Below are 25,123 nucleotides of genomic sequence, written 5' to 3'. Positions count from 1 at the left end.
AACCAAATCGAGGGCCGGGCTAGCCAGATGACGTCGTGCCCGTGCTCCGGCCCGGAAGTTCCTTCTGCCACAGTCCCGTGACGCCCGCGGTGGTGAAACCGAGCTGCTTGTTCACAGTCAGGAGGTAGCGGTTTTCAGGAGCGTTCCACGTGTAGATCACCCGGGCATCAGGAAACTGCTCGCTGAGCCGTTCCATGTTCGAGACCTTGATCAGCAGACCGAGCTTGTTGCCACGGTGTTCCTGCAGGACCAGTGTGTCGTCCTGGAAAACCACGTCCTGGCGGTGGGCCAGGACGCTGATGGTGGTCAGGCCCACGAGCCTTCCGCTCTCAACATGCTCGACGGCGGTGACCACCGTGCGTCGGCCCTGCGCCAAGGCCGCGTCTTCCGTTTCGCGAAGGACAGCGGGGTCAAAGACCATTCCGCTGGCCTCCACTTCAGGGGCCTCGTCCTCCCCCTCGTCCCGGACAACTTCACCAGCAGCGTTCTCCAACGCCGCCACGGCCTCGAGCCAGGGTTCCGGGCAGCGGTCAGTCCAGTGGTGCAGTGCGTATCGGCCGCCGTTGGCTTCCTCGGCCTCAAGCTGCAAGTCACCCACGAGCTTGGAATCCAGCGGCAACGCGCAGGAACTGAACTGTTCAATGTGCTGGAGGGTATAGCCGGCGCGCTTGGCGAAGTCCACCTCCCTGCTGCTGACGGGAACAAAGCCCGCGCCGCTGCCGGGAATCAGCTGGTCCTCGGGTACCTCGGTCAGCGATGTTGCCGGATGGTTCGTGTCCACCAGGATCATGGTGCGCCCTTCTGCCCGGGCCAATTGTTCGGCCGCTTCAAGCAATTGGCGCCCCACCCCTTGGCTTTGGAACTCGGGCAGGATGTCCAACGTGAACTCGGCCAGGTCCATGTTGTCTGCCAAAGGCAAGGCAATGTCCACGGTGCCCACAATCGCGCCGTCCACCTTGGCCACCAGGATGATCTGGCGTTCATAGGGGTCTGAGAACTCAAGCAGCTTTTCCAGTGGCGTGTAGGCGAGGTCGTCGCTCCCCCACGTTTCCATACGTACCCGGCGGCCTACTTCCACAGCATCCAGGAAGTCAGTGGCGTCGGGGCTGTCCAGGGTGTCAGGCACCCACAGCTGCTCGACTTGAACGGTCTTCGCCTCGTCTACAGTCATTCCAGCCGTTTCTGCCATTCGCCTTCAAAGCCGGAAGGCTTGAATCCAAGGGCGATATTTATGGCCAGCATATGCCGGTTTTCATTGGCGTTCCACGTCATCACCGACGTGGCGTCAGGCCACAGCTCCTTCGCACGACGAAGATTGGCGATCTTGACCACCATCCCCAGGCGGTGGCCCCGGTGTCCTGGCGCCACCAACGTGTCCTCCTGGTAGATCACGGCAGGCAACGCCCCCCGGTGCGTGAGGACCGTGTAGGCCGCCAGTTCACCCGTGGCATCGTGACGCGCAACCGCCACCACCGAGTCAACACCGCCCGCCGCCCAGGTGGACTCCTCCTGACGGACGCGCACGGCATCCCATTCCTCGCCTTCCCAGCCAAGGCCTGCAATGGGAACCTCGGTGCTCATGAGGCTCTTGAGGCGTGCGAACACGTCGACAAGTTCCTCTGGGCACTTGTCCTGCCAGGCAATGACGCTGTACCCGCCAGCCCGCCGTGTTGCCTCAACATCGAGCACCCGCAGGACTTCCTCCTCGACGGGGAAGGGCAGCGTGCTGTTGGTTTCGACTTGTTCAAGGGAATACCCATGATGAAGGGCGAACTGTGTGGATGCCGAATCCACGGGGACACCGCCTGTTCCTGACTTCGCATCCAATAACGCGGCGCCTTCCAACACCGGCGCGATTGGCTCCTCGCAATACGCGTCAAAGGAGATACGGCCCCGCCCGCGCGCCAACTGTTCCAGCACCCCCAGTATCCTGGACCCGAAGCCGCGCCGCCGAAAAGGTGAGTCGACAAGGACGTCCACGCCCGCCGTCGTCGTGTTTTCGCTCAGTGGCAGGGTCAGCGTTCCGCTGCCCACCACGGCGCCGTCACGATACGCCAGAAAAACCTGCCGCTCTTCGTACGCGTTGCCCTGCCAGAAGTGGACAGCCTCGGCCACGGTGGGGCTGCGGTCCTGATTTCCCCAGAGCTCACGTTGGTGGGCCACGAGCAGCCCGTGAAATACCCGGAAGTCGGATGCATTACCTGCGTCAGGACTTTCGGGGACGGCAATCCGCTTTACCGACAACCCGCCATTGACGGAAGAGTTCGACGACGACACGCACCACAGCCTACGGCGCTCCTTCTCCTGCGAACAGGTCAGGACAAGAAAACCAGGCAAGAAAAAAGGACCGCCCGGCAATGCCGGACGGTCCTTCCCTCAGAGCCAGTGCTCGCGAAGCTTACGCGTCGGTGAGAACCTTGGTGACGTTCGGGTCCACGGTGATGCCCGGGCCGAACGTGGTGGCAACAGTTGCCTTCTGGATGTAGCGGCCCTTGGAAGCGGAAGGCTTCAAACGAAGCACCTCTTCCAGTGCAGCTGCGTAGTTCTCGGCCAGCTTGTTGGCGTCGAAGGAAACCTTGCCGATGATGAAGTGCAGGTTCGAGTGCTTGTCGACGCGGAAGTCGATCTTGCCGCCCTTGATGTCGTTGACAGCCTTGGTGACATCCGGGGTAACCGTACCGGTCTTCGGGTTCGGCATCAGGTTACGCGGGCCGAGGACCTTACCGAGGCGGCCAACCTTGCCCATGAGGTCAGGGGTTGCCACTGCGGCGTCGAAGTCGGTCCAGCCGGCTGCGATCTTTTCGATCAGGTCATCGGAACCAACGAAGTCGGCGCCGGCAGCGATTGCTGCTTCAGCCTTGTCGCCGGTTGCGAAGACGAGGACGCGGGCGGTCTTACCGGTGCCGTGCGGCAGGTTGACGGTGCCACGAACCATCTGGTCGGCCTTACGCGGGTCGACGCCCAGGCGGAAAGCGACCTCAACGGTTGCGTCGAACTTGGAAGGGTTGGTGTCCTTCGCGAGGGTGATGGCTTCGATCGGGGCGTAGACCTTGTCTGCCTCGATCTTGGCTACGGCTGCCTCATATGCTTTGCTGCGCTTTGCCATGCTGCTGTTTCTCCTTGTGCAGTTGTGGTCTGCGGACCGCGCTGGGCCCTGCCACAGTCGTGGATCCGGCAAGGATCCTGCGACATTTCAATGTTTCAGATGCCGGTTGCCCGGCGGGTGAAGGCTGGAATTAGCCTTCTACGGTGATGCCCATGGAGCGGGCGGTGCCTGCGATGATCAGGGCGGCTGCCTTGATGTCGTTGGCGTTAAGGTCTTCCATCTTGGTGGAAGCAATTTCCTCGACCTGTGCCTGGGTCAGCTTGGCAACCTTGACGGTGTGCGGGGTAGCCGAACCCTTGGCAACGCCTGCAGCCTTCTTGATGAGCTCTGCAGCCGGCGGGGTCTTGGTGATGAAGGTGAAGGAACGGTCTTCGTAGACCGTGATTTCGACCGGGATAACGTTTCCGCGCTGGGATTCCGTTGCGGCGTTGTACGCCTTGCAGAATTCCATGATGTTGACACCGTGCTGGCCAAGTGCAGGACCGATCGGCGGAGCCGGGTTAGCGGCACCTGCCTGGATCTGCAGCTTGATGAGGCCGGTGACCTTCTTCTTGGGAGCCAATGTAGGGTCCTTCTCTCAATAGCTTCCTGGGACACAGGAGCGCGTCCCAGGTTTTTGGCCGCCATGGCGAGGCGGCCGGCCGCTCCCGAACTGCTAAGCAGGCAGGACTGGAGCGAAATCTTGGAATCAGCTAGATCTTGGTGACCTGGTTGAATGCGAGCGTCACCGGGGTTTCGCGCTCGAAGATCGAGACCAGGACCACCAGGGTCTGGGACTCGGGCTTGATCTCGGAGATCGTTGCCGGAAGGGTCTCGAACGGACCTTCCTTGACGATGACCGACTCGCCGACCTCGAAGTCGACGGCCACGGGAGCCTGGTTCTGCTTGTTGACCGGCTTGCCCTGCTCTGCCTGCTCTTCTTCGAAGACCGGGGCGAGCATGGAGAAGACCTCGTCAAGGCGCAGCGGGACGGGGTTGTGGGCGTTGCCCACGAAGCCGGTGACGCCCGGGGTGTGGCGGACGGCGCCCCAGGAGGCGTCGGTCAGGTCCATACGGACCAGGACGTAACCGGGAATGCGAACGCGGTTGATCACCTTGCGCTGCGCATTCTTGATCTCGACGACTTCTTCCATGGGGACCTGGATTTCGAAGATGTAATCTTCCATGTCCAAGGTCTGGATACGGGTCTCGAGGTTGGCCTTAACGCGGTTTTCGTAACCGGCGTAGGAGTGGATGACGTACCAGTCACCTTCCTGGCGGCGCAGCTTGGCCTTGAATTCTTCAGCCGGATCAGCCGGCGCTGCAGCAGCAGCGGCTGCCAGGTCGTCGCCGTCGGACTCTTCCGAAGCGTCGTCTTCGTCTGCAACATCGCCGGACGCGTCATCAGACTCATCGTCAACGTCAGCTTCGAAGTCCTCTTCGGAATCGTCGGCGTCGGCAGATTCGGGCGCAGCAGAATCAACCTCGGACTCTTCCGCAGCCTCAACTGCAGCGCCCTCAGTTTCTTCCAGCTCAGTCTCGTTTACCTCGAGCTCCTGCTCAGACACTTGGTCTCCTGCTTCCTCATTGCCTAACATGCCTATTTAAATGGCTCAATTCCGCAAACCCCGCAAAATTCCTGAACTACCGAGGAATTTCGCACAGTTTGCGGACAGATCCGCTTAGCGGTCCGTAGCGCCTGACCCACCGAAGACCCAGCTGACTCCCGTGCCGAAGGCCAGGTCCAGAAGGGTGACGATGAGCATCATGATGGCCACGAACACCAGCACCACGAGCGTGTAATTGATCAGTTCCTTGCGGGTGGGAGCAACGACCTTCTTGAGTTCACCAATGACCTGGCGGACGAAGAGAGCAATACGGGCGAAGAAGCCACGATCGGCTTTCTTGGCGGGACGGCCCTTCGAGCTGCTGGCAGCTGTTTCGGTCACCTGGTCCTCACTCACCTTGCAAAGTCGTTGACCCGACTCTGATCAGAGCCATGGTTGCTGCGCTTGTCCCGGCGTTTCCGCCGGGACAGCTTGCGCAGGGCAGACAGGACTCGAACCTGCAACCTGCGGTTTTGGAGACCGCTGCGCTACCAATTGCGCCACTACCCTATGGATCAAATCCATGTTTCAGGCCGCACTTCAGCCTGTGGTGCTTTTCAACACCGGTGAACCAGTCTACGCAAGAATTTCGCGATAGTCGAACCGGCTCAATTCCGGCCCTCCCAGCGCCAAAAACCTGTGACCAGCATTATCAGTCACAAAGTCCGGCAGTCGCCCGGGAGGTCCGCAGAACAGCATAAGGTAGTTTACGTCGAATCCCATCATCCAGCCCACGAGCTGCCTGCGAAGAACGGTACATAGATGTCTGCCGGAACAACTACCGCCCGCATTTCACAGCGAATCTCCGCCATTGCCGAGTCCGCCACCCTTGCCGTTGACGCCAAGGCCAAGGCACTGAAGGCCGCGGGACGTCCCGTGATCGGTTTCGGTGCCGGGGAACCCGATTTCCCCACCCCGGATTACATCGTCCAGGCTGCCATTGAAGCTGCGGGCCAGCCGAAGTACCACCGCTACTCCCCCGCCGGTGGCCTCCCTGAGCTGAAGAAGGCCATCGCGGAGAAGACCCTGCGGGACTCGGGCTACCAGGTTGACCCCTCCCAGGTCCTGGTGACCAACGGTGGCAAGCAGGCTGTCTACAACACCTTCGCTACTTTGGTGGATCCGGGCGACGAGGTCATCATTCCCACCCCGTTCTGGACCACCTACCCGGAAGCCATCCGCCTCGCCGGCGGCGTGCCCGTTGAGGTCTTCGCCGGCCCGGAACAGGGATACCTGGTGACCGTCGAGCAGCTGGAAGCAGCCGTGACCGACCGGACCAAGATCCTGCTGTTCGTTTCCCCGTCCAACCCCACCGGTGCCGTGTACAGCCCGGAACAGGTAGCTGAGATCGGCAAGTGGGCCGCGTCCAAGGGCCTGTGGGTCGTCACGGACGAAATCTACGAGCACCTGACCTATGACGGCGTGAAGTTCACCTCCATCGCCACCGCCGCACCGGAACTCGGCGACAAGGTTGTCATCCTCAACGGTGTGGCCAAGACCTATGCCATGACCGGTTGGCGTGTGGGCTGGATGATCGGCCCGGCTGACGTCATCAAGGCTGCCACCAACCTGCAGTCCCATGCGACGTCCAACGTCTCCAACATCATGCAGGTCGCCGCCGCCGCTGCCCTCACGGGTCCGCTGACCGCCGTCGACGAGATGAAGGTGGCCTTCGACCGTCGCCGCAAGGCGATCGTTGCCGGCCTCAACGCGATTGAAGGCGTTGAATGCCCGACGCCGACCGGCGCCTTCTACGTGTACGCGGACGTCCGCGGGCTGCTGGGCAAGGAATTTGAGACCTCCAACGGTCCTGTCCGTCCTTCCACCTCTGCTGAACTCGCCACCCTGATCCTCGACGAGGTTGAGGTGGCCGTGGTTCCGGGCGAAGCGTTCGGTCCCTCTGGCTACGTCCGTCTGTCCTACGCATTGGGCGACGAGGACCTCGCCGAAGGTGTCCGCCGCATCCAGGAATTCCTGGGCAAGGCCAAGTAGCAACAAGCGAACGAAAACGCTCTTCCACCGTGACAGGTGGAAGAGCGTTTTCGTTTAAGGCGCGGGAGGTGGGAGAGCGATCGGGAAAACGCGACGGGAGGTGGGAGAGCGTCAGAGGAGGCGGCGCTCGGCCGCCCATTTGGTGAGTTCGTGGCGGCTGGAGAGCTGGAGTTTCCTGAGGACTGCGGAGACGTGCGTTTCCACAGTCTTGATGGAGATGAACAACTCCTTGGCGACTTCCTTGTAGCTGTATCCCCGCGCAATGAGCCGCATGACTTCGAGCTCACGGGCAGAGAGTTTATCCAGCTCATCGTCCGCAATATCTGCCGGAGCGGTGCCAAAGGCGTCCAGCACGAAACCGGCCAACCGGGGCGAGAACACAGCGTCGCCGTCGGCCACCCTGATGACGGCGTCGGAGATCTCCTTGCCGGAAATGGTCTTGGTGACGTAGCCACGTGCACCGGCACGGATCACGGAGACGACGTCCTCGGCCGCGTCAGAGACACTAAGCGCCAGGAAGCTGGTGGTGCCCAGCAGCGCGGCCGAGCCGGCAATGACCTCCCGGCCGCCGCCGCCCAGTCCACCTGGAAGGTGGACATCCAGGAGCACCACCTCCGGACGCGCCTCCGCAATGACGGCAATGGCCTGTTCCACCGTCCCGGCTTCGCCGACCACATTCATGCGGGCATCGAGGTCGGCCTTAAGCCCGGACCGGAAGATCGTATGGTCATCCACGATCACCACACGCACGCTGCGTCCTGGATCACCGTCGGGGTTGGTGTTCATTGCTTCGCTTCTCCATTCCGCGATTCGTTGTTCCGCTGTTCACCGGCGTCGCCATTGGCCGACGGCAGTGCCAGGCGTACTTCAGTGCCGTCGTCGCTGCTGTTGATGGTTGCAGTGCCGCCATGCCGCTTCATACGGCCAATAATCGATTCCTTGACGCCCAGCCTGTCGTCCGGGACAGCTTCGGGATCGAATCCGGGCCCCCGGTCCTTGATGAAGATCTCCGTGCTGCCGGCCGTACTTTCCAAATACACCGACACCGTTCCGCCGCCATGCCGTGCGGCGTTGAGCATCGCTTCCCGCGCCGCCTGCACCATGGCCTCATGCCGGTCCGTCATCTCGGTATCGCCGACAGTCACCACCTCCACAGCATGGCCGTGCAAATCTTCCACCTCTGCTGCGACGGCCTTGATCCGATCGGCCAAGAGGCCCGATTCCTTGGCGGCATCGCTGAAGAGCCAGGCCCGAAGTTCGCGTTCCTGCGCCCTGGCCAGGCGGACCACGTCCTGCTCGGAACCGGCCCTGCGCTGGATCAGTGCCAGGGTCTGGAGAACGGAGTCATGCAAATGCGCCGCGATTTCAGCGCGTTCAGTCTCGCGGATGCGGCCTGCCCGCTCGGTTTCCAGGTCCTTCCAAAACTTGAGGCCCCACGGCAGCAGGACCAGGGCAACGCCGCCAAGGACGGCCACGGACGCCAGCAGTGCCAGCCAGGTCTGCTCCCAGGATCCCGAACCGGACACCATCACCAGAACCCCTGCCACCACCAACGCCAGGCCGGCCGCCAGGCGGACCCATCCGCCGGCTTGGTCGGCTTTGGTCTTGTCCACCAGGCCGGCCCTGCGGGTTTCGTCGAGCTGCATCCAGGCAATCGCGGCACCCCCCAGGATGGCCGCCGCCGGAATGAGGGTACCCAAAGGAACCTCGACGCCGAACTGGCGGGCGATCAGTATGGCCGCCACCAGGAGCAATGCCGCGCCCAGCAGTATTTCCTTGCCGTACTGGATCCGCCGGAAAGAGAACCACGACGCCAACGAATTCTCACCGCCACTGGCGGCCCAGTTCCAGGAGGAGGAAGCGTTGCCAAAAGCTGCAGGCCCAGCGGGAGGAACCGAACCAGGGCCCGGGACGGAACCGCCGCCTTGGACCGGCGCACGGGGAGGGACAAAGCCGCCGCCCGCAACAGAACCACGGACCGGCGGTGGGCCGGCCACCGACGGCGACGTTCCGGCGTCGTACGCTTGCGGCGCCCGACCGCCTCCAACGCTGGGAACCGACACACCAGCGGGCCCACCAATGGGCGCCGATACGGGCGGCAGGCTCACCGCAGGAGCAATGGGCGACGCCGGCCGGCGGGCGTTGCGCTTGGCGTTCTCATCCGCCGTGGGAACCATGGTCCAAAGCCATGCATAAAAGGCCACGCCTGCCCCGCCGGCGAAACAGGCGAGGATCATGCCGAGCCGGACGAACTTGACCGGCCAGCCCAAATGATCGGCCAGACCGCTGCAGACGCCCGCAATCATGCGGTCGCTGCTGCGGACCAGCACTGGGCGTTGTACGGCGGTTGTCATGTACCAATCCAAACACGGATCAGGGTGACCCGGACCGGAAACCAGCGTTGTTCGGGGGTCGCTCAGGGATCATTCAGGGTATCCCCCAGTAGAGGGAAGGGGCGGCCGGGCGGCAGGATCGAAGTATGAACGCGAACAGCATGAATCCAGAGGAACCTGGAACGCCAGGCACGGCCGGCAGCTCCGGCTCCGGCGCCACCACAGGCGCTCCCACCGGCGCCGCCGGTTCCGCTTCCGGGGCACCGGGAGAGCCTACTGCCGGCGCTTCTGCGGGGACTGGTCCCGCGGCCGGCAGCTACCCGCCGGCCGGCGACGAACCGGCCGCCTCCCAGCAGAACTTCTTCGACTGGATCCGCAACCAAGGCATCCGCCGTGGACCGGACCGCTGGATCGGCGGCGTGGCAAGCGGTGTAGCCCACCGCTTCGGCATCGACCCCCTGATCGTCAGGGGCATCTTCGTCGTCCTGGCACTCTTTGCCGGTGTGGGCGTACTGCTCTACGGCATTGCCTGGGCGCTCCTGCCCGAACCGGACGGCCGAATCCACGTCCAGGAAGCTGCCGCGGGCCGCTGGTCCGGAGGCATGACGGGTGCGTTGATCACGTCGATCATCGGACTGCCGAGCCTGGGCCGCGGATTCTGGGGCTGGGGTTGGGATGGTCTTCCCGGCCTGTTCTGGACCCTTTTCTGGATGGGCGGCGTCTTCTACCTCATCTACTTCCTGGTCCAACGCAGCAAAGCCTCGAAGGGAACTCCGCCCGTGAGCCAGCAGAACTATTCCGCGACACCCGGCCAAGCGGCTTACGGGACGCCAACCGCCTACGGGACGCCGACTTCCTACGGGACGCCTACCGCCTACGGCACGCCTACCGCCTACGGGTCTACGGCGACGGCCAACACTGGCGTGCCTGCCTACGGTGCAGCGGCACCCGGCACCAAGCACCAGGGACGGCCCAACCCCACTGGCGGCTACGGTGCCCGGCCGGTTCCGTCGTCGGGACCCTTCAGCCCCTCAGGACCCTCCGGTCCCCGTCCGCCGTACGGCCCCACTCCCCCGCAAGGCTGGCAGCCAAAGCCTGCCGTTCCCAAGCGCAAGGGCCCGGGACCCGCAATCGTGGCAGTCTCTGCCGGCGCAGCATTGCTGGCCGGCGGTACCTTGAAAGCGCTCGACGCCGGCAATGTCATTGACCTGGGTAACTCCGCCAACGCCGTTGTCTGGGCTACCGGTGCGGCCGTCCTGGGCCTGGGCATCCTCGTCGCGGGGTTGCGGGGCCGGACGTCAGGGTTCCTTGGCTTCCTGGCAGTGGTTGCCCTGATCATTGGCGGAATCTTCAACGTCATCCCCAGGGACGGAGACCGGTTCACCTTCCACGACGTGAATTGGGCGCCAACGAGTCTGGAACAAGCACGCCTGGGCATTAACGTCACCGGGGCCAAGGGCTTGGTGGACTTGAGCGAAATGACCATGACGCCCCCCTTGGTTTCCGAAGTCACGATTCCCGTTGATGCCACCGCCAGCAACGTCACGGTCATCATTCCCGACGACGTCCCGGTGGAAGTCAGGGCGGACATGACATTCGGCAACCTCAATGAACGCGGCGCCGACCGCGGCGGCCGGCTACAGGATGAGACCACCCTCTACAACACCGAAAAGCCCGGAGCCAACCTTGTGGTGGAGATCGACGGCACGTTCAGCAACGTGACCATCCAGGAAGGAAACTGACCATGAGCACGAACGAGCCAGGCAAAACGCACGAAACCCAGCCGACAACGCCACTGCCCAGGGAATCGCATCCAACGGAAGCGCTGCCCAGGGAAACCCGTCCCACCGAGGCCTTGCCCAAGCCCAGCCTCCAGCAGATCCCGCTGACGCCGCCCTTGGAGCGCACCTTCCAGGCGGAACATACGGACGACGACGAGCCCCGGCAGGCACGTATCGGCACCGTAGTGTGGGGTCTGATCGTGATTGCACTCGCAGCCTTGATCGTCATCTCGACTCTCGGGTGGGTGACGCTGAACGGCACCTATGTGCTGATTGGCCTCATGATCGGAGCCGGAGCGGCCCTGGTGGTCGGAGGACTCCTGTCGGCCCGCAAAGGTTCCAAGAAAGTGACCACCACGAAGTGACAAAGCAACCACAACAGGGAAGTCTGTAGCCATGGACAAGTTCTTCAGCATCGTCAGGGGCTTCGGCCTGAAGCGTGGACCACAGCGCTGGTTGGGCGGTATCTGCGGAGGAATCGCGGCAAAGCTCCGGGTGGACGTTGCCTACGTCCGCGTGGCCTTCCTGCTCTTCTGCTTGCTGCCAGGGCCGGCGTTCGTGGTCTACATCCTGGGCTGGCTTCTTCTGCCGGACCAGAACAACAAGATCGCGCTCGAGTCGTTCATCAGCCAGCGTTCCCGGTAGTTCCCGGTCATAAAGAGACGTGAAGCGCCCCGCCTGCTGGCGGGGCGTTTCCTTTGTTTTCAGCCACGTTTCCAATACCGCACGCCACGGGTCAAAAGTAACCGTTTGTGTCCCACCCCACATGCCCGTCTACAATCATGGGGAGCTCAGCGTGGCGCTCTGCACGTATTCCTCCAAGCCATGAGTGAGCAAACATGAAAATTGGCATTCTTACCAGCGGTGGCGACTGCCCCGGCCTCAACGCAGTGATCCGGGGAGCAGTCCTCAAAGGCATCGCCATCCACGGCCAGGAGTTTGTTGGCTTCCGTGACGGTTGGCGTGGTGTGGTTGAAGGCGACGTCATCGACATCCCCCGCACCATGGTCCGCGGTATTGCCAAGCAGGGTGGCACCATTCTGGGCACCTCCCGCACCAACCCGTTCGAAAACGGCGGTGGTCCGGATGTCATCAAGGCCCACATGGAACGGCTGGGCATTGACGCCATCATCGCCATCGGCGGCGAGGGAACCCTCGCCGCAGCCAAGCGGCTCACCGACGCGGGCCTGAAAATCGTCGGCGTCCCCAAGACCGTGGACAACGACCTCGACGCCACGGACTACACCTTCGGCTTCGACACGGCGGTCCAGATTGCCACGGAAGCCATCGACCGGCTCCGCACCACCGGCGAGTCCCACCACCGTTGCATGATCGCCGAAGTCATGGGCCGCCACGTCGGCTGGATCGCGCTCCACGCGGGCATGGCGGCGGGCGCGCACGCCATCCTTATCCCCGAGCAGAAGGTCAGCATCGAGGAAATCACCGAATGGGTCCAGGAAGCCCACGACCGTGGCCGTGCTCCGCTGGTGGTGGTTGCTGAAGGCTTCGTTCCCGAACACATGGAATCCCCGCACTCCGAACGCGGCCTGGACACCTTCGGCCGACCCCGCCTGGGTGGCATTGCCGACCAGTTGGCCCCGGAAATCGAGGCACGAACAGGCATCGAAACCCGCGCCACGATTCTCGGCCACATCCAGCGCGGCGGCGTCCCCACCGCCTACGACCGCGTCCTGGCAACCCGCCTGGGCATGGCCGCCATCGACTCCGTAGTGGATGGCCGCTGGGGCACCATGGTGGCCCTGAAAGGCACTGATATCTCCCACGTGGGCTTCGAGGAAGCCCTCGGCAAGCTCAAGACCGTGCCCCAGCACCGCTACGACGAAGCGTCGGTGCTCTTCGGCTAGTCGGCTAGGCTGAATCCATGACTCTCGAGCCCACGTCCGCTGCCATCATCCAGCTGGCGTGGGCTCGCCATTTGGGGCTCGACGACGACGCTTTCGCCACCGCCGCGGCACGGGTCACCGCCTCACCGGCGGACCCGGGCGACCCCGCGCACCGCATCACGCTCGTGGACGACTCTGCGCGGGCCGTGGTCTTCCTGAGGCTCTTCGGGGTTTCGGCATTGGTGGGCCCACAGTGGGCACTGGACGCGGCCGCCGGACTGCCCGACACCGAGCTCGCCCAGCACGTCACGCTGCTGACGTTGACCCGCTCACACGGTGGGCACGGACTTGGATCAACCGCGTTGTTCTTCGCTGACGATTTACCCCTGCAGCAACCTTCGGAAGACCTCACCGTCTCGCGGGGAAACCCCGAGGCGATCAGCCTGGAAGCGCTGTGTCCTCCTGACGACGTCAATGAGGTGGGGCTGCAAGGGCTCGAACACCGTTTCACCATCATGCACCCGGACGAGGAACTGCCCACCCCCGTGGCCTGCGGTGCGTACTCCGAATGGGAAGGCATCCTGGGCAACATGGGCGTCTTGGTGGCACCGCCGTGGCGTCGGCGCGGTCTGGGCACCTTGGCCGCGTCCATTGCAGCGCATGAAGCGTTGGCAGCCGGGCTGACACTCCAGTGGAAGGCCGACGTCAGCAACACCGGAGCGCTCGCGATGGCCCGCAGCCTTGGCTTTGCCACGGGCGGGCTCCACGCGAGCGTGCTCCTCGGCTGACCCCCCCGGAGTTTTTGTACAGATAATGCCCTTTAGGAGCCTTCTTAGGGGCATTAGGTGTACAAAAACCCTAGGTGTTGAGATCAGCTTTGGCGGTTTCCGCAGCGGAGCCGGCATTACCGCCCCACCCGCTGACGGCCTTCGGCTTGCCGAAGAACAGCGCCACAACCGCGCCCAGCAGAATCGCACAGGCGGGCAACAGGATGGCTTGGCTCATCGCCGTCGAGAATCCTGCATGAAGCGCTTCCGGCAGCACGCCGCCCATGGACGCCTCGCCGACAGGAGCGCCGGCGGGAGCTGCGGGCAGTTCCGCTGCCAGCCGCGACTGGATCAGGGCAGCAATGGCCGCCGAACCCAGGACAGCACCGATCTGGCGCGTGGTGTTGAAGACTCCCGAACCTGCCCCGGCTTGGCGCGGTTCCAGGTTGCGGGTGGTCGCATTGGACACCGGTCCCCAGATGAAGGCGTTGGCTACGCCCTGCAGTGCGCTGGGCAGCAGGAACATCCAAATAGGGGTGTCCGGTCCCAGCAACGCCGCCGTCCAGAACAGGGCTCCGGCCATGCACACGAGGCCGAAGGCGGCAAAATACCGCGGGTTGGCTCGATCAATGAGCTTGCCCACGAACGGCGCCAGCGCACCCGAAATAACGGCCATGGGGATCATGAGCAGCGCCGACTGGGTGGGCGTCAGGCCGCGCACGGTCTGGTAATAGAAGATGGTGGGCAGCGGGAAGGCCGTCACCGTGAAGCCGACAGCCATGATGGTGCTGTTTCCCAGGGAGAAGTTGCGGTCCTTGAACAGGCCAAGGGGCAGCAACGGTTCCCCGCCACGGCGTTCGAGCAGCCACTGCCAGACGACAAAGAGCACCAGGACCACAAGCCCGGTGACGATCAGGCCCCAGACCGAAATGAAGCCGGTGACAGTCCCCCACTTGTACGTTTGGCCCTCCTGGATGCCAAAGACCAGCAGGAACATGCCGACGGCGGATAGCACCACGCCAACGACGTCGAACGTGTGGCTGTGCGTGGTCAGTTTCGGCACGAACCGGGTCACCAGAATGAACGCCACAATGCCGATGGGCACGTTGACGAAGAAGATCCACTCCCAGCCCAGGCTGTCCACCAGCACACCGCCGAGGATCGGGCCCACCAGGACAGCCATGCCGGCGGTAGCGCCCCATAGGCCCATGGCAGCACCGCGGCGGTCCGGCGGGAAGATGCGCGTGATGACGGCCATGGTCTGCGGGGTCATCATGGCCGCTCCCAGGCCTTGAACGGCGCGGGCGGCAATGAGCATGGTGACGTCACCGGAGAGGCCGCACCACAACGATGCCAGAGTGAAGACCACAAGGCCGATCAGGTAGAGGTTCTTGGGACCGAACCGGTCCCCCAGCCTGCCGGTGATGAGCAGGGGCACGGCATAGGCCAGCAAGTAGGCACTGGTGACCCAGATGACGGCGTTGATGTCCGTATTGAGGCCCTCCATGATCCGCGGATTCGCGACGGACACGATGGTGGTGTCGATGAGGATCATGAAGAAGCCCACCACGAGTGACCACAGCGCGGGCCACGGCTTAGCTACGTTTTCCAAGGGATTCCTTTGGCTTGTTTGAAAGTTCGGAGGGAGTTGTCAGGGGTTCGTCCCAGGGCAGCTGCCCGTTGCCCAACTCCTCAAGGAGGCCGCGGATCCACGCGATCTCCGTTCGGCGCATTGCTTGTTGGTACGTGATGTCTATCCAGTACTTGCGGTCCAGTCCCTTGGCCGTCACAGCAGCCTCAGCACGGACCAGGAAGTCCAGATCAGCGCCCAGGGCCACCACCCGTTCCGCCAGGAGTTCCATCACCACGTCAGCACGAAGGTGATGCGCCTCGGCAATGGCATGCGGAAAGAGGGGGTATTCGTTGACGGGGGTAGAGAGCATGGCTTGGAGCCGGGCATCGAGCGCTTGGTGCCCGGCGGAGGTGATCCGATACGTGGTCCGTTCCGGGCGGTTTCCTTCCCGTTCGGTTCCGGTTGCCTCAACGAATCCGCTCTCCTCCAGCCGGCCGACGGCGTGGTACAGCGTGCCGGGGCGTACTTTGACCAGCCTGTCTTCGTGGCGGGCCATCAGCACCTGGTACATCTCGTACGGGTGCATGGGTTCTTCTGCCAGGAGCGCAAGGGATGCGACACCGAGGGGCGTCAGGTCGGAAGCTTTGGGCACCGCTCACCCCTTTCCACGTCATATATTCCACCTCAACTATTCCATGTGGAATATATGGGCGCAAGTAAGCCCGGCCGCCTCAGCGGCCGGGCTTACCCGGCGAATGGTGTGCTTAGCCCAGGAGTGCCAGAATCTCTGACCGGGCAAACATGGCCGCGGCATCGCGCGCCGAGGGCGTTCCGGCGTCGGGGTCCGCTCCTGCGTCCAGCAGCACCCGGGCCACGCCCGTGTACCCCTTGAAAACAGCCCCTGCGAGGGGCGTCTGGCCGCGGTCGTTGGCGGCATTGGCATCAGCCCCGTGGTGGAGGATCAGCTGCACGACTTCCTCGTGCCCGTGGTAGGCAGCGAGCATCAGCAGGGAATCACCCGCGGCATTGGTCAGCGTGGCGGGTGCCCCGGCAGCCAAATAGCCGCGCAGCAACTCGGTATTGCCTTCACGGGCGGCATCGAAAAGGGCGTGGGCAAGCGCCAACGTTTCCTCATCGGCGCCTGCATCGGGGCTTGTGGGCTCGGAACCTACAGGCTGGTTCAGTTGGCTCATCGGTGGGGTCCCTTCAGGAATCCGGTCTGGCGCCCGACGACCTGGCCGGCGTCGGGGGCGACGATCACTTCCTGGGCAGCGACGTAAGGCTCCTCGCCGTCCATCACCGTCAGGGTTTCCTCCGCTGAAACGGAACGCTTAACCACGGCCAGAGCCACAGGTCCCATTTCGAAGTGCTGCGCCACCGATGTCAGAGTACCCACCTTGCGTTCCCCGGCAAATACAACACTGCCAACGGCGGGAAGCGTGTGTTGGGAACCGTCCAACTGCAGGAAGACGAGACGGCGCGGCGGGTGCCCGAGGTTGTGCACCCGGGCGATGGTCTCCTGGCCCTTGTAGCACCCCTTGTTCAGGTGCACCGAGGTCCGAAGGAGATCCAGCTCGTGGGGGATGGTCTTCTCGTCCGTCTCGGCACCAAGCCGGGGTCGCCACGCCGCAATCCGCAGGGCATCCGCCGCCAGGGAACCGGCCAACGGAAGACCGTCCACGGCGCTTTCCAGTTCGGCCGTCGGGACCAGGTATTCGAACCACGGACGTTCAAGTCCCGGGTGCGACTCCTCCGCGACGATGCTGTAGGCATAGCCGCCCGGGCTGACATGGGGCCACGGATCCTCCCAGACCAGGCGGGACGTCAGTTGCTCCACCGGCTTGGTCGAGCCGAGCACGGCCCACTGCTCCGAGACATCGGCGATCTCGACACGGAGCATGAACTTCATCCTGTTCAGCCACTCGGCCAAGGGCGCCGCTTCCGCGGTCTCCACGATCAGCCAGGTGGTATCGCCGTCGTCAATCACCCGGGCATCAAACTCAATGCGCCCCTGGACACTCAACAACAACAGCTCGCTGGCTACCCCGGGCTGCAGGTTGGTGAGCTGCTGCGAGGACAAGGTGTTGAGCCAGCTCAGCCGGTCCGGTCCGGACACTGTCACCACACCGCGGTGCGAAAGGTCGACGACGGCGGTGCCGGTCGCCAGGGCGCGCTGCTCACGCAGTGGCTCGCCGTAGTGGGCAGCGACGCCGGCGTCCAAGCCGGTATCCTCGACGGCGCCAGGGCGCGACAACAGAGGGCTCTTGTAAGTCATATGTAGTAGAAGTCCTTGGGGCTCAGCGGTATTCCGCGGGTGGCAATATTTCAGTTCAGCGGTATTCCGGGTTCTCGAAATCAAACCGGGTGCCCGCTTTCCATTCCTCAGGCAGGTTGCCGTAGGACGGAATGCCCCCTGCGTCGCGAAGGAGCTTGGCCATGTGGAGCAGGTTCCACGTCATGAAGGTGGTGTTTCTGTTAGTAAAATCACTCTCCGGGCCGCCGGATCCTTCGTCCAGATAGCTGGGCCCGGGACCTACTGGACCAATCCATCCGGCGTCGGCCTGCGGGGGGATAGTGAATCCAATGTGCTGGAGGCTGTACAGCACATTCATGGAGCAGTGCTTGATGCCGTCCTCGTTGCCCGTGATGAGGCAACCGCCCACCTTTGGGTAAAACGCCCATTGGCCCTTGCTGTTCAGCTCGCCCGAATGGGCATACAGGCGCTCGACGAGTTTCTTGGTCTGGGACGAGTTGTCGCCCAACCAGATCGGTCCCGCGATCACCACGATGTCGGCGTCGCGGACATCCGGATAGATCTCCGGCCATTCGTCGCTCTTCCAGCCGTGCTCGCGCATATCCGGATATACACCACTGGCGATGTCGTGATCGACGGTCCGCACCAGCTTGGTAGTGACACCCTGCTTCTCCATGATGTCACGGCTGATCCTGATCAGGCCATCAGTGTTGCTCAGCTGCGGCGACGGTTTCAGCGTGCCATTGAAGAAGACGGCCTTAAGGCCCTCGTAGCCCTCAGGCTTGAGGTGGTTGTTCACTATCTGCTCCTTTGCTGGTTGCGTACGGAACGAAAAGTGAGGCCTCGAGGTCAGGACACCTTATGGAGGAATGCCGAGGCGTGGGCTTCGAGTGCCTTGCCGCTGGCTGCAACGTCCCAGCGCCACAGGAGGTTGCCGTCCACCAATCCGAAAATCCGGGTGGCAGCGGTGTACTCCTTGGAGTGGCTGCCGCGCATCACCATGTCGGTGCTCAGTTGGATCTGCGGGCCCTTGATCTGGCCGTAGTAGAGCTCGGTGATGCCGCCGGGGTGGGCGATCGACACAGAGATATCGAAGCCGCCGTCCTTGTTGCGGCGCTCCTCAACGTCATCGGCCGTCTTGAGCACCGGAACGATATCGGCCGGGATCAGCCCTGGGCCGCCGTCGCCCTCCTGGAGCTTCCGCTCCAAAGCCCAGAACCCGGTCTCAACCGTCAGCGGTCGCAGCTTTGTACCGGCGTCGTCAGCGAGCCAGGTTTCGGCCCGGTACTGCAGGTACGGAAGACCGTTATGGGTGAAGGAGGCATGCTGGACAAAATGCTCCGAATCCTCGTCACCGCTGCCGAGCCGGCCGCGGCCCTCCCACTCACCAATGAGCCAGGAAAGCGGGACGAGTTCAGGCGTCAGGTCTGTTGGGATCTCAATAGGCACAACGACTACCTTGCGTGGACTGCAGGATCAGAAGGTTTACTTCTGGCCCTGGAAAAGGCGGTAAACGACAAATCCTGCAAACCAGGCCATGGCAACGCTGGCCAGGCCAAGGAGAACGAGGAAGAAGATTTCAAATGCGAGTACAGACATGATGCAATCCTAACCGCTAGTAGATGAGTAGTTTGTCTATGAAGTACGCCAAGGCGCCCACGGCCCAGACAGGGGCCACGCCCATGCCCACGGCTGCAGGAATGTTAAGCCGTCCCCGCCGGAGAGTGGTCATCCGCCGGAAGCACACCAGGACCGAGCCGACCACGACGCCCACCAACGCTGCGGGAAGTACCGCGATATCCGAAAATACCAAGCCAGCCAGCGGACCCATGAGACCAGCCATCACCACGCCCAGGGGAGCAACGATACGGTCCGGCCAACGGATGATCCCCACCAGCAGTGCCACAGCTGCGCTCAGGCCGGCCACCAGGACCATCTCCTTGACTCCGTTGAACCGGGCGCTGGCAATCCAGCCGGCGCCAAGGCAGTTCAGCAGAACGCCTGCACTGCATCCGAGCGTTGATTCCAGTCGTTGGGCCTGGCCCGTGCCCCGCACGAGTTGGACCACGAACACCGCCATCACGCCCAAGGCAACAAAAGCAGGTGTTCCGTCCAGGAATCCGGGAGCAGGCAGGTAGGCGGCTGTGATAGCCGATCCCGCGCCGGCCAGTCCAATGACGGACGCCAACGTCTTTTTGGCCGGGACGCCAAGGAAATGTGGCCAGCCAATGCCTACGGCCGCGGACGCCGCGATGCCAACGCCCACCATGGCCTCCCGGGAAACGAAGGTGCTGGACACGATGGCTGCGAGCGCCACGAGTCCAAATACCCCGATACTCCAAGACTTCACTGTGTGCCGACCTCAATCCGATGTGCCTTACGACCTCTCGACAATCCTGCCTTAAGCCGGCCCAATATGTCGTAATTCCAGCGCCTGCCTGTCACGAATCCATGTGTCGTAAGGCACTGATGGGTATACTCAGACTTCAACAGCGCACTGTGTTCGCCGCGATCCCCGTTACAACGGTAGAGACGGACCATGCGCTGTGACCGACCGGTGAGACTCCGGTTTCGACGCCCGATGATGCGCGTACAGCCCATTGGAGGAACTATGTCGCACATCCTGCTCCTAACGAACAGCACCGGCTCTTCGGTGGACATTTTGCCTGCCTTGGAGTTGTTGAACCACCGTGTGCACATCCTCCCGGCAGAACCCACTGCATTGCTCGAAACCGATCCCACGGACATCGTCTTCCTCGATGCCCGCAAGGATCTGGTGGGCGCCCGCTCACTGACGCAATTGCTGAAGGCCACCGGTCTGAGCGCGCCCCTCATGCTGATCCTCACTGAAGGCGGCATGGCTGCCGTCTCCTCCGCGTGGGCCGTGGATGACATTGTCCTGGACTCCGCCGGTCCTGCAGAGGTGGAAGCGCGCATCCGCCTCGCCATGGCGCGAGCTGTCACCGGGGAAGAAGAGACCCAGACCGAAATCCGGGCCGCCGGCGTCGTGATTGACGAGGCCAGCTACACCGCACGCGTCAACGGCCAGCCACTGAACCTGACGTTCAAGGAATTCGAACTCCTGAAGTACCTGGCACAGCACCCCGGCCGGGTCTTCACCCGCCAGCAGTTGCTGACCGAGGTCTGGGGCTATGACTACTACGGTGGCACCCGGACCGTGGACGTCCACATCCGACGCCTTCGCGCCAAGCTTGGCGTGGACCACGAAAACTTGATCAGCACGGTCCGTAACGTGGGCTACCGGCTCACCCTTGTCCGGCTCCCGGACGATGAACTCTCTGAAGCCTGAGCCCGCGGCTTACGGAAAACAAAGTAGAGGAGGCCGGAATCCACATGGATTCCGGCCTCTTCATTTCTTGGTGGAGGACATACGGGTCGAACGTATCGAGGCCACCCCACTGGTGGATCCCCCCAATGCCCGGCCACGTGGACAAACCATAAGCCGAACGAGATAACGAGACTACCTCCCTTCCGCGGGGACATCAAATCACGGGGCTTGCCTCGGACGTATAGCCTTGCATCATGAGTCACGCGCATCCGGAAAACTGGCCCGTCCTGATCATTGCCGGCGCCTTGGACCCCGAAATCCTCAAAGACGTCAGGACCCTCGCCGCTGCTGCGGAGGAGTCCGACGGGAACCCTCCCTTTTCGGAGCAAACGCTGGTGATGCTGCGCGGCGCCGATGCCGGCGATCACTCCGTCTTGTCTTTCGTCCTCTACGCTCCCGATGAGGACTCGGATCCCGCCACCGGTGAAGACCTGGCCGGAACCGCCGTCGTTATTGAAGACGGGGATGGAAGCGGCGTGCTGGAGCTGGCTGTGCACCCGAGCTACCGCAACCAGGGCGTGGCAGGGAGGCTGCTGGACTCGTTGCGGGGCAAACGCAGCCTGGACGGACTCAGTGCATGGTCGCACGGCAACCACGAAGCCGCTGCCGAACTTGCGAAGCGCTTTGAATACCGGCCTGTACGGGAACTGTGGAAGATGCGGCTGATGTCGTCTGCGTCCTCGCTGCCCGACGCCGGGCTCCCGGACGGCGTCTCGCTCCGCGCCTTCGTGCCGGGCCAGGATGAGCAAGCCTGGCTTGCCGCAAACCGGGCAGCTTTCTCGCACCACCCGGAGCAGGGTTCGATGACCCTTGCGGACCTTGAGGCGCGGAAGACCGAAGAGTGGTTCGATCCCGAGGGCTTCCTGCTGGCCGTCAACGCCGATGGGGAACTGCTGGGGTTCCACTGGACCAAAGTCCATCCCCGCCAGGGGCAGCACCCTGCCATCGGCGAGGTGTACGTGGTAGGCGTCACGCCCGCCGCGCAAGGCCTGGGCCTGGGCAAAGCGCTGACGGTCTCGGGAATCCAGCACCTCCAGGACAAAGGCCTGCATGCTGTGATGCTCTACGTGGACGCCGATAACCATGCCGCAGTAGCCCTTTACCAGAAACTCGGCTTCGTTCGCTGGGACACCGACGTGATGTATGGCCCGATGACCAAAAAATAACCATGTGGGATCACTTGGCCCAAAGCCGGTGACATCTTGGATTCGAGCACTGGAATTGCTTGTAATGTGGGAGGAAACCCCCGTCCTGAGCTTAGGAGAACCCCATGCAGCCGGACCCCGTCGGCACCGCCGGATCCACCTCTAAGGGCGCAACACTGCCCCCGCGCTTCGGGTCCTCGGAAGTGCCGGCCTCGCGGGCCACCCAGGACCGCATCGACATTCCGGAGTTCGCCCCGAGCCTTGTGCCAGAAGGGGATATCTCCCCGGACCGCTTCCTGGACCGCGAACTCAGCTGGCTGGCGTTCAACTCACGTGTGCTGGAGCTCGCTGAAGATCCGGACCTTTTCCTGCTGGAACGCGTCAGCTTCCTGTCGATCTTCGCTTCCAACCTGGACGAGTTCTTCATGGTTCGGGTGGCTGGCCTCAAGCGGCGCATCGCCACGGGTTTGGCCGTACCCTCCCCCGCAGGCCTGAGCCCCATTGAGGTGCTGGAGCAGATCAGCGAGGAAGCCCACAGGCTTCAGGAGCGCCATGCACGGGTCTTCGCCGAGCAGATCCGTCCGGCCCTGGCCTACGAGCACATCCACCTCATGCACTGGCATGAGCTCGATGAGGATGCCCGCCACCGGATCAGCATCATGTTCCAGGAGAAGGTCTTCCCCATCCTGACACCGCTGGCCGTGGACCCTGCGCACCCCTTCCCCTACATCTCGGGGCTGTCCCTGAACCTTGCAGTGATCGTGAGCAACCCGATCAGCGACAAGGAACTCTTCGCCCGTGTAAAGGTTCCGGACCAGCTCCCGCGCCTCATTTCCGTGGATGGACCCCGCGCGGGTGCCATCCCGGGCCGGGTTGCCAGGTTCATTGCGCTGGAAGAAGTCATCGCCGTCCACCTGGACAAGCTCTTCCCCGGGATGGAAGTCCTGGAACACCACACCTTCCGCGTCACCCGCAACGAGGACCTGGAAGTTGAAGAGGACGACGCCGAGAACCTCCTGCAGGCTTTGGAAAAGGAACTGCTGCGCCGGCGCTTCGGTCCTCCCGTGCGGCTTGAAGTCACCACGGACATCAACCCGAACATCAAGGCCCTGCTGATTCGGGAACTTGGCGTCGAGGAGTCCGAGGTCTATTCCGTTCCGGCACCTCTTGACCTCCGTGGGCTGTCGGCGATCAGCGGAATCGACCGCGCCGATCTCCACTACCCCAAGCACGTACCCCACACCTCCCGGTACCTCAACGAGTCTGAGACCTCCAAGGCAGCGAACGTCTTTGCCGCCATGCGCCGCAGGGACATCCTGCTCCACCACCCATACGACTCCTTCTCCACCTCCGTTCAGGCATTCCTGGAACAGGCGGCCGCGGATCCCAAGGTGCAGGCCATCAAGCAGACCCTGTACCGGACCTCCGGCGACTCCCCCATCGTGGATGCCCTGATCGATGCCGCCGAGGCAGGCAAGCAGGTCCTGGCCCTTGTGGAGATCAAGGCGCGCTTTGATGAGCAGGCCAACATTTCCTGGGCCCGCAAACTGGAACAGGCCGGCGTTCACGTGGTGTACGGCATCGTCGGCCTGAAGACCCACTGCAAGTTGTCACTGGTGGTCCGGCAGGAAGTGGACGGCCTGCGCCGCTACTGCCACATCGGCACCGGCAACTACCACCCGCGTACGGCCCGCTACTACGAAGACCTCGGCTTGCTGACGGCGAATGAGCAGGTGGGCGAGGACCTGTCCAAGCTGTTCAACCAGCTCTCCGGCTATGCGCCGAAGTCAACGTTCAAGAGGCTGCTTGTAGCGCCCCGTTCCGTCCGTGCGGGTTTGGTGGACAGGATCGAAGCTGAGATCCGCAATGCACGCGCCGGCATCCCGGGCCTCGTGCAGATCAAGGTCAACTCGATGGTGGACGAAGCCATCATCGACGCCCTCTACCGCGCTTCGCAGGCCGGTGTGAAGGTTGACGTCGTGGTGCGCGGCATCTGCTCGCTGCGGCCGGGAGTCCCGGGACTCAGCGAGAACATCACCGTCCGCTCCATCCTCGGCCGCTTCCTGGAGCACTCACGTGTCTTTGCCTTTGGCAACGGCGGCGAGCCCGTGGTGTACATCGGTTCCGCCGACATGATGCACCGCAACCTGGACCGCCGCGTGGAAGCCCTGGTTCAGTTGGCCAGCAAGGAAGACACCGCAACGGTCATGGACCTCATGCGCCGCTACGTCGATGACGGGACCGCCAGCTGGCACCTGAACGATCACGGACACTGGACCAGGCATCACCAGGACGAGGACGGCAAGCCGTTGCTGGACATGCAGTCCTGGCTCCTGGAGTCGCGTTCACGCCAGCGTGCATCGGCCCGGCGGTAGAGGAAACACTTGAACAGCGATACACCCGTGGCGGATCAATCAGACCACCCCGGCGAGCCGGTGGCCGTGATCGCGGCCGGCGCCATTCCGTGGCGGATCAACAAGGGCACCCTTGAGGTCCTCCTCATCCACAGGCCCCGGTACGACGATTGGTCCTGGCCCAAAGGAAAGCTCGACGCCGGCGAAACAGTTCCGGAGTGCGCGGCACGTGAAGTGTGGGAGGAGATCGGCCTCCAGGCCCCGTTGGGCATACCACTCCCGCCGATTCACTACCACGTTGCGGCCGGCCTGAAAGTGGTGCGGTACTGGGCTGTCAAGGTCAATGGCGCGCAGCTGAGGCCCGACGGCAAAGAAGTGGACAGCGTTATGTGGTGCAGCCCTGACCGGGCTGCCTCATTCCTGAGCAACCCGACGGATGTGGAGCCACTGGAATACCTGGAGAAAGCCCACGTCCGCGGCGAGCTGGACACATGGCCCCTGGTACTGATCCGCCATGCCAAAGCCAAGCCCCGGTCCTCCTGGACCAAGGCCGAGGGCGACCGCCCATTGGCAGCGACGGGCCAGCGTCAGGCAGTTGCCGTCCAGCGCCTTCTGGAGGTCTGGAAACCGCAACGCGTGGTGACAAGCCCGTGGACCCGCTGCGTAGCGACCATTGCCCCCTATGCCAAGGCCAGCGGTGCCAAGGTGAAGTTGGTGGAGGCCCTCACGGAGCACCACCACCAGCGCTCTCCCAAAAAGACTGCTGCAGCCGTTGAGGCCCTGTTCGACAAGCAGGTGCCCATCGCGGTCTGCACACATCGTCCGGCCCTACCCACTGCCTTGAAGCAGTTGGGCCAGCACATGCCGCAGGGCCTGAAGGCGCTCCTTCCTGCCTCAGACCCGTATCTGACGCCCGGCGAAGTGATTGTCTGCCAGGTTGTCCGGGGATCCGAGCGGAAGATCGTCTCCGTGGAACAGGTCAAGCCCTTCGACGACTAGTCGTTTTTGGTGCGCCCCAGGTTTTTGTATCAAATGGTTG

Annotated in this window: 25 protein-coding genes and 1 tRNA gene; 10 read left to right on the top strand and 16 right to left on the bottom strand. The window is 63.2% G+C overall.

Features of this window, described 5'->3' with window-relative positions; genetic code table 11:
• Window positions 1-19 precede the first annotated feature (19 nt).
• From ACSSVG_RS16730 to ACSSVG_RS16700, 7 genes are all read right to left on the bottom strand, one after another.
• Window positions 20-1,189, bottom strand: a complete 1,170-nt coding sequence (locus ACSSVG_RS16730) for a GNAT family N-acetyltransferase (protein WP_492415694.1) — start codon at window positions 1,187-1,189, stop codon at window positions 20-22.
• Window positions 1,168-2,277, bottom strand: a complete 1,110-nt coding sequence (locus ACSSVG_RS16725; RefSeq protein WP_492415693.1) for a GNAT family N-acetyltransferase — start codon at window positions 2,275-2,277, stop codon at window positions 1,168-1,170. Before ACSSVG_RS16725 ends, ACSSVG_RS16730 begins: the two co-directional genes overlap by 22 nt.
• Before the next feature lie 121 nt (window positions 2,278-2,398).
• Window positions 2,399-3,106, bottom strand: coding sequence for a 50S ribosomal protein L1 (gene rplA, locus ACSSVG_RS16720; RefSeq protein ID WP_090817733.1), 708 nt, complete (start codon window positions 3,104-3,106; stop codon window positions 2,399-2,401).
• Between the two features lie 130 nt (window positions 3,107-3,236).
• Window positions 3,237-3,668 (bottom strand): 50S ribosomal protein L11, encoded by a 432-nt coding sequence (rplK, locus tag ACSSVG_RS16715; RefSeq protein ID WP_011775609.1) that lies wholly within the window; start codon window positions 3,666-3,668, stop codon window positions 3,237-3,239.
• A 130-nt stretch (window positions 3,669-3,798) separates the two neighbouring features.
• Entirely contained in the window at window positions 3,799-4,653 is an 855-nt protein-coding gene (nusG, locus tag ACSSVG_RS16710; RefSeq protein WP_231339848.1) for a transcription termination/antitermination protein NusG, read from the bottom strand.
• Between the two features lie 114 nt (window positions 4,654-4,767).
• Entirely contained in the window at window positions 4,768-5,049 is a 282-nt protein-coding gene (gene secE / locus ACSSVG_RS16705; protein ID WP_024817604.1) for a preprotein translocase subunit SecE, read from the bottom strand.
• 80 nt (window positions 5,050-5,129) lie between these two features.
• Window positions 5,130-5,202, bottom strand: a tRNA-Trp gene (locus ACSSVG_RS16700).
• A 252-nt stretch (window positions 5,203-5,454) separates the two neighbouring features.
• On the opposite strand from ACSSVG_RS16700, the gene ACSSVG_RS16695 reads away from it, so the two are divergent.
• Window positions 5,455-6,684, top strand: a complete 1,230-nt coding sequence (locus ACSSVG_RS16695) for a pyridoxal phosphate-dependent aminotransferase (RefSeq protein ID WP_492415692.1) — start codon at window positions 5,455-5,457, stop codon at window positions 6,682-6,684.
• Window positions 6,685-6,795: 111 nt separating this feature from the next.
• On the opposite strand, the gene ACSSVG_RS16690 is transcribed toward ACSSVG_RS16695, so the two are convergent.
• Together ACSSVG_RS16690 and ACSSVG_RS16685 are read right to left on the bottom strand one after the other, a co-directional pair.
• Complete coding sequence (locus tag ACSSVG_RS16690) at window positions 6,796-7,470, bottom strand: LuxR C-terminal-related transcriptional regulator (protein ID WP_231339846.1); 675 nt, start codon at window positions 7,468-7,470, stop codon at window positions 6,796-6,798.
• Entirely contained in the window at window positions 7,467-9,038 is a 1,572-nt protein-coding gene (locus ACSSVG_RS16685) for an ATP-binding protein (protein ID WP_492415691.1), read from the bottom strand. The genes ACSSVG_RS16690 and ACSSVG_RS16685 overlap by 4 nt, the downstream gene beginning before the upstream one ends.
• 125 nt (window positions 9,039-9,163) lie before the next feature.
• Here ACSSVG_RS16685 and ACSSVG_RS16680 point away from each other — a divergent pair, with 125 nt between their 5' ends.
• The 5 genes from ACSSVG_RS16680 to ACSSVG_RS16660 all read left to right on the top strand — a co-directional run bounded on the left by ACSSVG_RS16680 (window position 9,164) and on the right by ACSSVG_RS16660 (window position 13,430).
• Window positions 9,164-10,759, top strand: coding sequence for a PspC domain-containing protein (locus ACSSVG_RS16680; RefSeq protein ID WP_492415690.1), 1,596 nt, complete (start codon window positions 9,164-9,166; stop codon window positions 10,757-10,759).
• A gap of 2 nt (window positions 10,760-10,761) precedes the next feature.
• Complete coding sequence (locus tag ACSSVG_RS16675) at window positions 10,762-11,163, top strand: hypothetical protein (protein ID WP_492415689.1); 402 nt, start codon at window positions 10,762-10,764, stop codon at window positions 11,161-11,163.
• A 31-nt stretch (window positions 11,164-11,194) separates the two neighbouring features.
• The gene (locus tag ACSSVG_RS16670; RefSeq protein WP_026539791.1) at window positions 11,195-11,443 is read left to right on the top strand and encodes a PspC domain-containing protein; all 249 of its coding nucleotides are present in this window, start codon (window positions 11,195-11,197) and stop codon (window positions 11,441-11,443) included.
• A gap of 194 nt (window positions 11,444-11,637) precedes the next feature.
• Entirely contained in the window at window positions 11,638-12,663 is a 1,026-nt protein-coding gene (locus ACSSVG_RS16665) for an ATP-dependent 6-phosphofructokinase (protein ID WP_159706941.1), read from the top strand.
• Between the two features lie 17 nt (window positions 12,664-12,680).
• A complete protein-coding gene (locus ACSSVG_RS16660; RefSeq protein ID WP_231339842.1) occupies window positions 12,681-13,430 on the top strand; it encodes a GNAT family N-acetyltransferase in 750 nt (249 codons plus the stop codon).
• Window positions 13,431-13,500: 70 nt separating this feature from the next.
• On the opposite strand, the gene ACSSVG_RS16655 is transcribed toward ACSSVG_RS16660, so the two are convergent.
• From ACSSVG_RS16655 to ACSSVG_RS16625, 7 genes are all read right to left on the bottom strand, one after another.
• Entirely contained in the window at window positions 13,501-15,021 is a 1,521-nt protein-coding gene (locus ACSSVG_RS16655; RefSeq protein WP_492415688.1) for a DHA2 family efflux MFS transporter permease subunit, read from the bottom strand.
• Window positions 15,005-15,634 carry a PadR family transcriptional regulator gene (locus tag ACSSVG_RS16650; protein WP_492415687.1) on the bottom strand — a complete coding sequence of 210 codons (630 nt, stop codon included), beginning with the start codon at window positions 15,632-15,634 and terminating at the stop codon, window positions 15,005-15,007. Before ACSSVG_RS16650 ends, ACSSVG_RS16655 begins: the two co-directional genes overlap by 17 nt.
• A gap of 112 nt (window positions 15,635-15,746) precedes the next feature.
• Window positions 15,747-16,175 (bottom strand): ankyrin repeat domain-containing protein, encoded by a 429-nt coding sequence (locus ACSSVG_RS16645; protein WP_492415686.1) that lies wholly within the window; start codon window positions 16,173-16,175, stop codon window positions 15,747-15,749.
• Window positions 16,172-17,257: a CAF17-like 4Fe-4S cluster assembly/insertion protein YgfZ gene (gene ygfZ / locus ACSSVG_RS16640; protein ID WP_492415685.1), complete on the bottom strand. Its 1,086-nt coding sequence runs from the start codon at window positions 17,255-17,257 to the stop codon at window positions 16,172-16,174. Before ygfZ ends, ACSSVG_RS16645 begins: the two co-directional genes overlap by 4 nt.
• A 55-nt stretch (window positions 17,258-17,312) precedes the next feature.
• Window positions 17,313-18,035: a flavodoxin family protein gene (locus ACSSVG_RS16635; protein ID WP_492415684.1), complete on the bottom strand. Its 723-nt coding sequence runs from the start codon at window positions 18,033-18,035 to the stop codon at window positions 17,313-17,315.
• Between the two features lie 50 nt (window positions 18,036-18,085).
• Window positions 18,086-18,685: a nitrobindin family protein gene (locus ACSSVG_RS16630; RefSeq protein ID WP_090817694.1), complete on the bottom strand. Its 600-nt coding sequence runs from the start codon at window positions 18,683-18,685 to the stop codon at window positions 18,086-18,088.
• 166 nt (window positions 18,686-18,851) lie between these two features.
• Window positions 18,852-19,586, bottom strand: a complete 735-nt coding sequence (locus tag ACSSVG_RS16625; RefSeq protein WP_492415683.1) for a permease — start codon at window positions 19,584-19,586, stop codon at window positions 18,852-18,854.
• Between the two features lie 261 nt (window positions 19,587-19,847).
• Between ACSSVG_RS16625 and ACSSVG_RS16620 the strand changes: the two genes are divergently transcribed.
• The 4 genes from ACSSVG_RS16620 (at window position 19,848) to ACSSVG_RS16605 (ending at window position 25,083) form a co-directional block, all read left to right on the top strand.
• Window positions 19,848-20,546, top strand: coding sequence for a winged helix-turn-helix transcriptional regulator (locus tag ACSSVG_RS16620; RefSeq protein WP_090817688.1), 699 nt, complete (start codon window positions 19,848-19,850; stop codon window positions 20,544-20,546).
• Between the two features lie 233 nt (window positions 20,547-20,779).
• Entirely contained in the window at window positions 20,780-21,751 is a 972-nt protein-coding gene (mshD, locus tag ACSSVG_RS16615) for a mycothiol synthase (RefSeq protein ID WP_492415682.1), read from the top strand.
• A 104-nt stretch (window positions 21,752-21,855) separates the two neighbouring features.
• Window positions 21,856-24,105 (top strand): RNA degradosome polyphosphate kinase, encoded by a 2,250-nt coding sequence (locus ACSSVG_RS16610; RefSeq protein ID WP_231339834.1) that lies wholly within the window; start codon window positions 21,856-21,858, stop codon window positions 24,103-24,105.
• 9 nt (window positions 24,106-24,114) lie between these two features.
• Complete coding sequence (locus ACSSVG_RS16605) at window positions 24,115-25,083, top strand: NUDIX hydrolase (protein ID WP_492415681.1); 969 nt, start codon at window positions 24,115-24,117, stop codon at window positions 25,081-25,083.
• The last annotated feature ends 40 nt before the right edge of the window (window positions 25,084-25,123 follow it).

The sequence above is a fragment of the Paenarthrobacter sp. E2MeOHC11 genome (genome assembly GCF_058744955.1).
The sequence above is the reverse complement of the archived record's forward strand: the minus strand, read 5'-3'. Positions and strand labels throughout refer to the sequence as shown.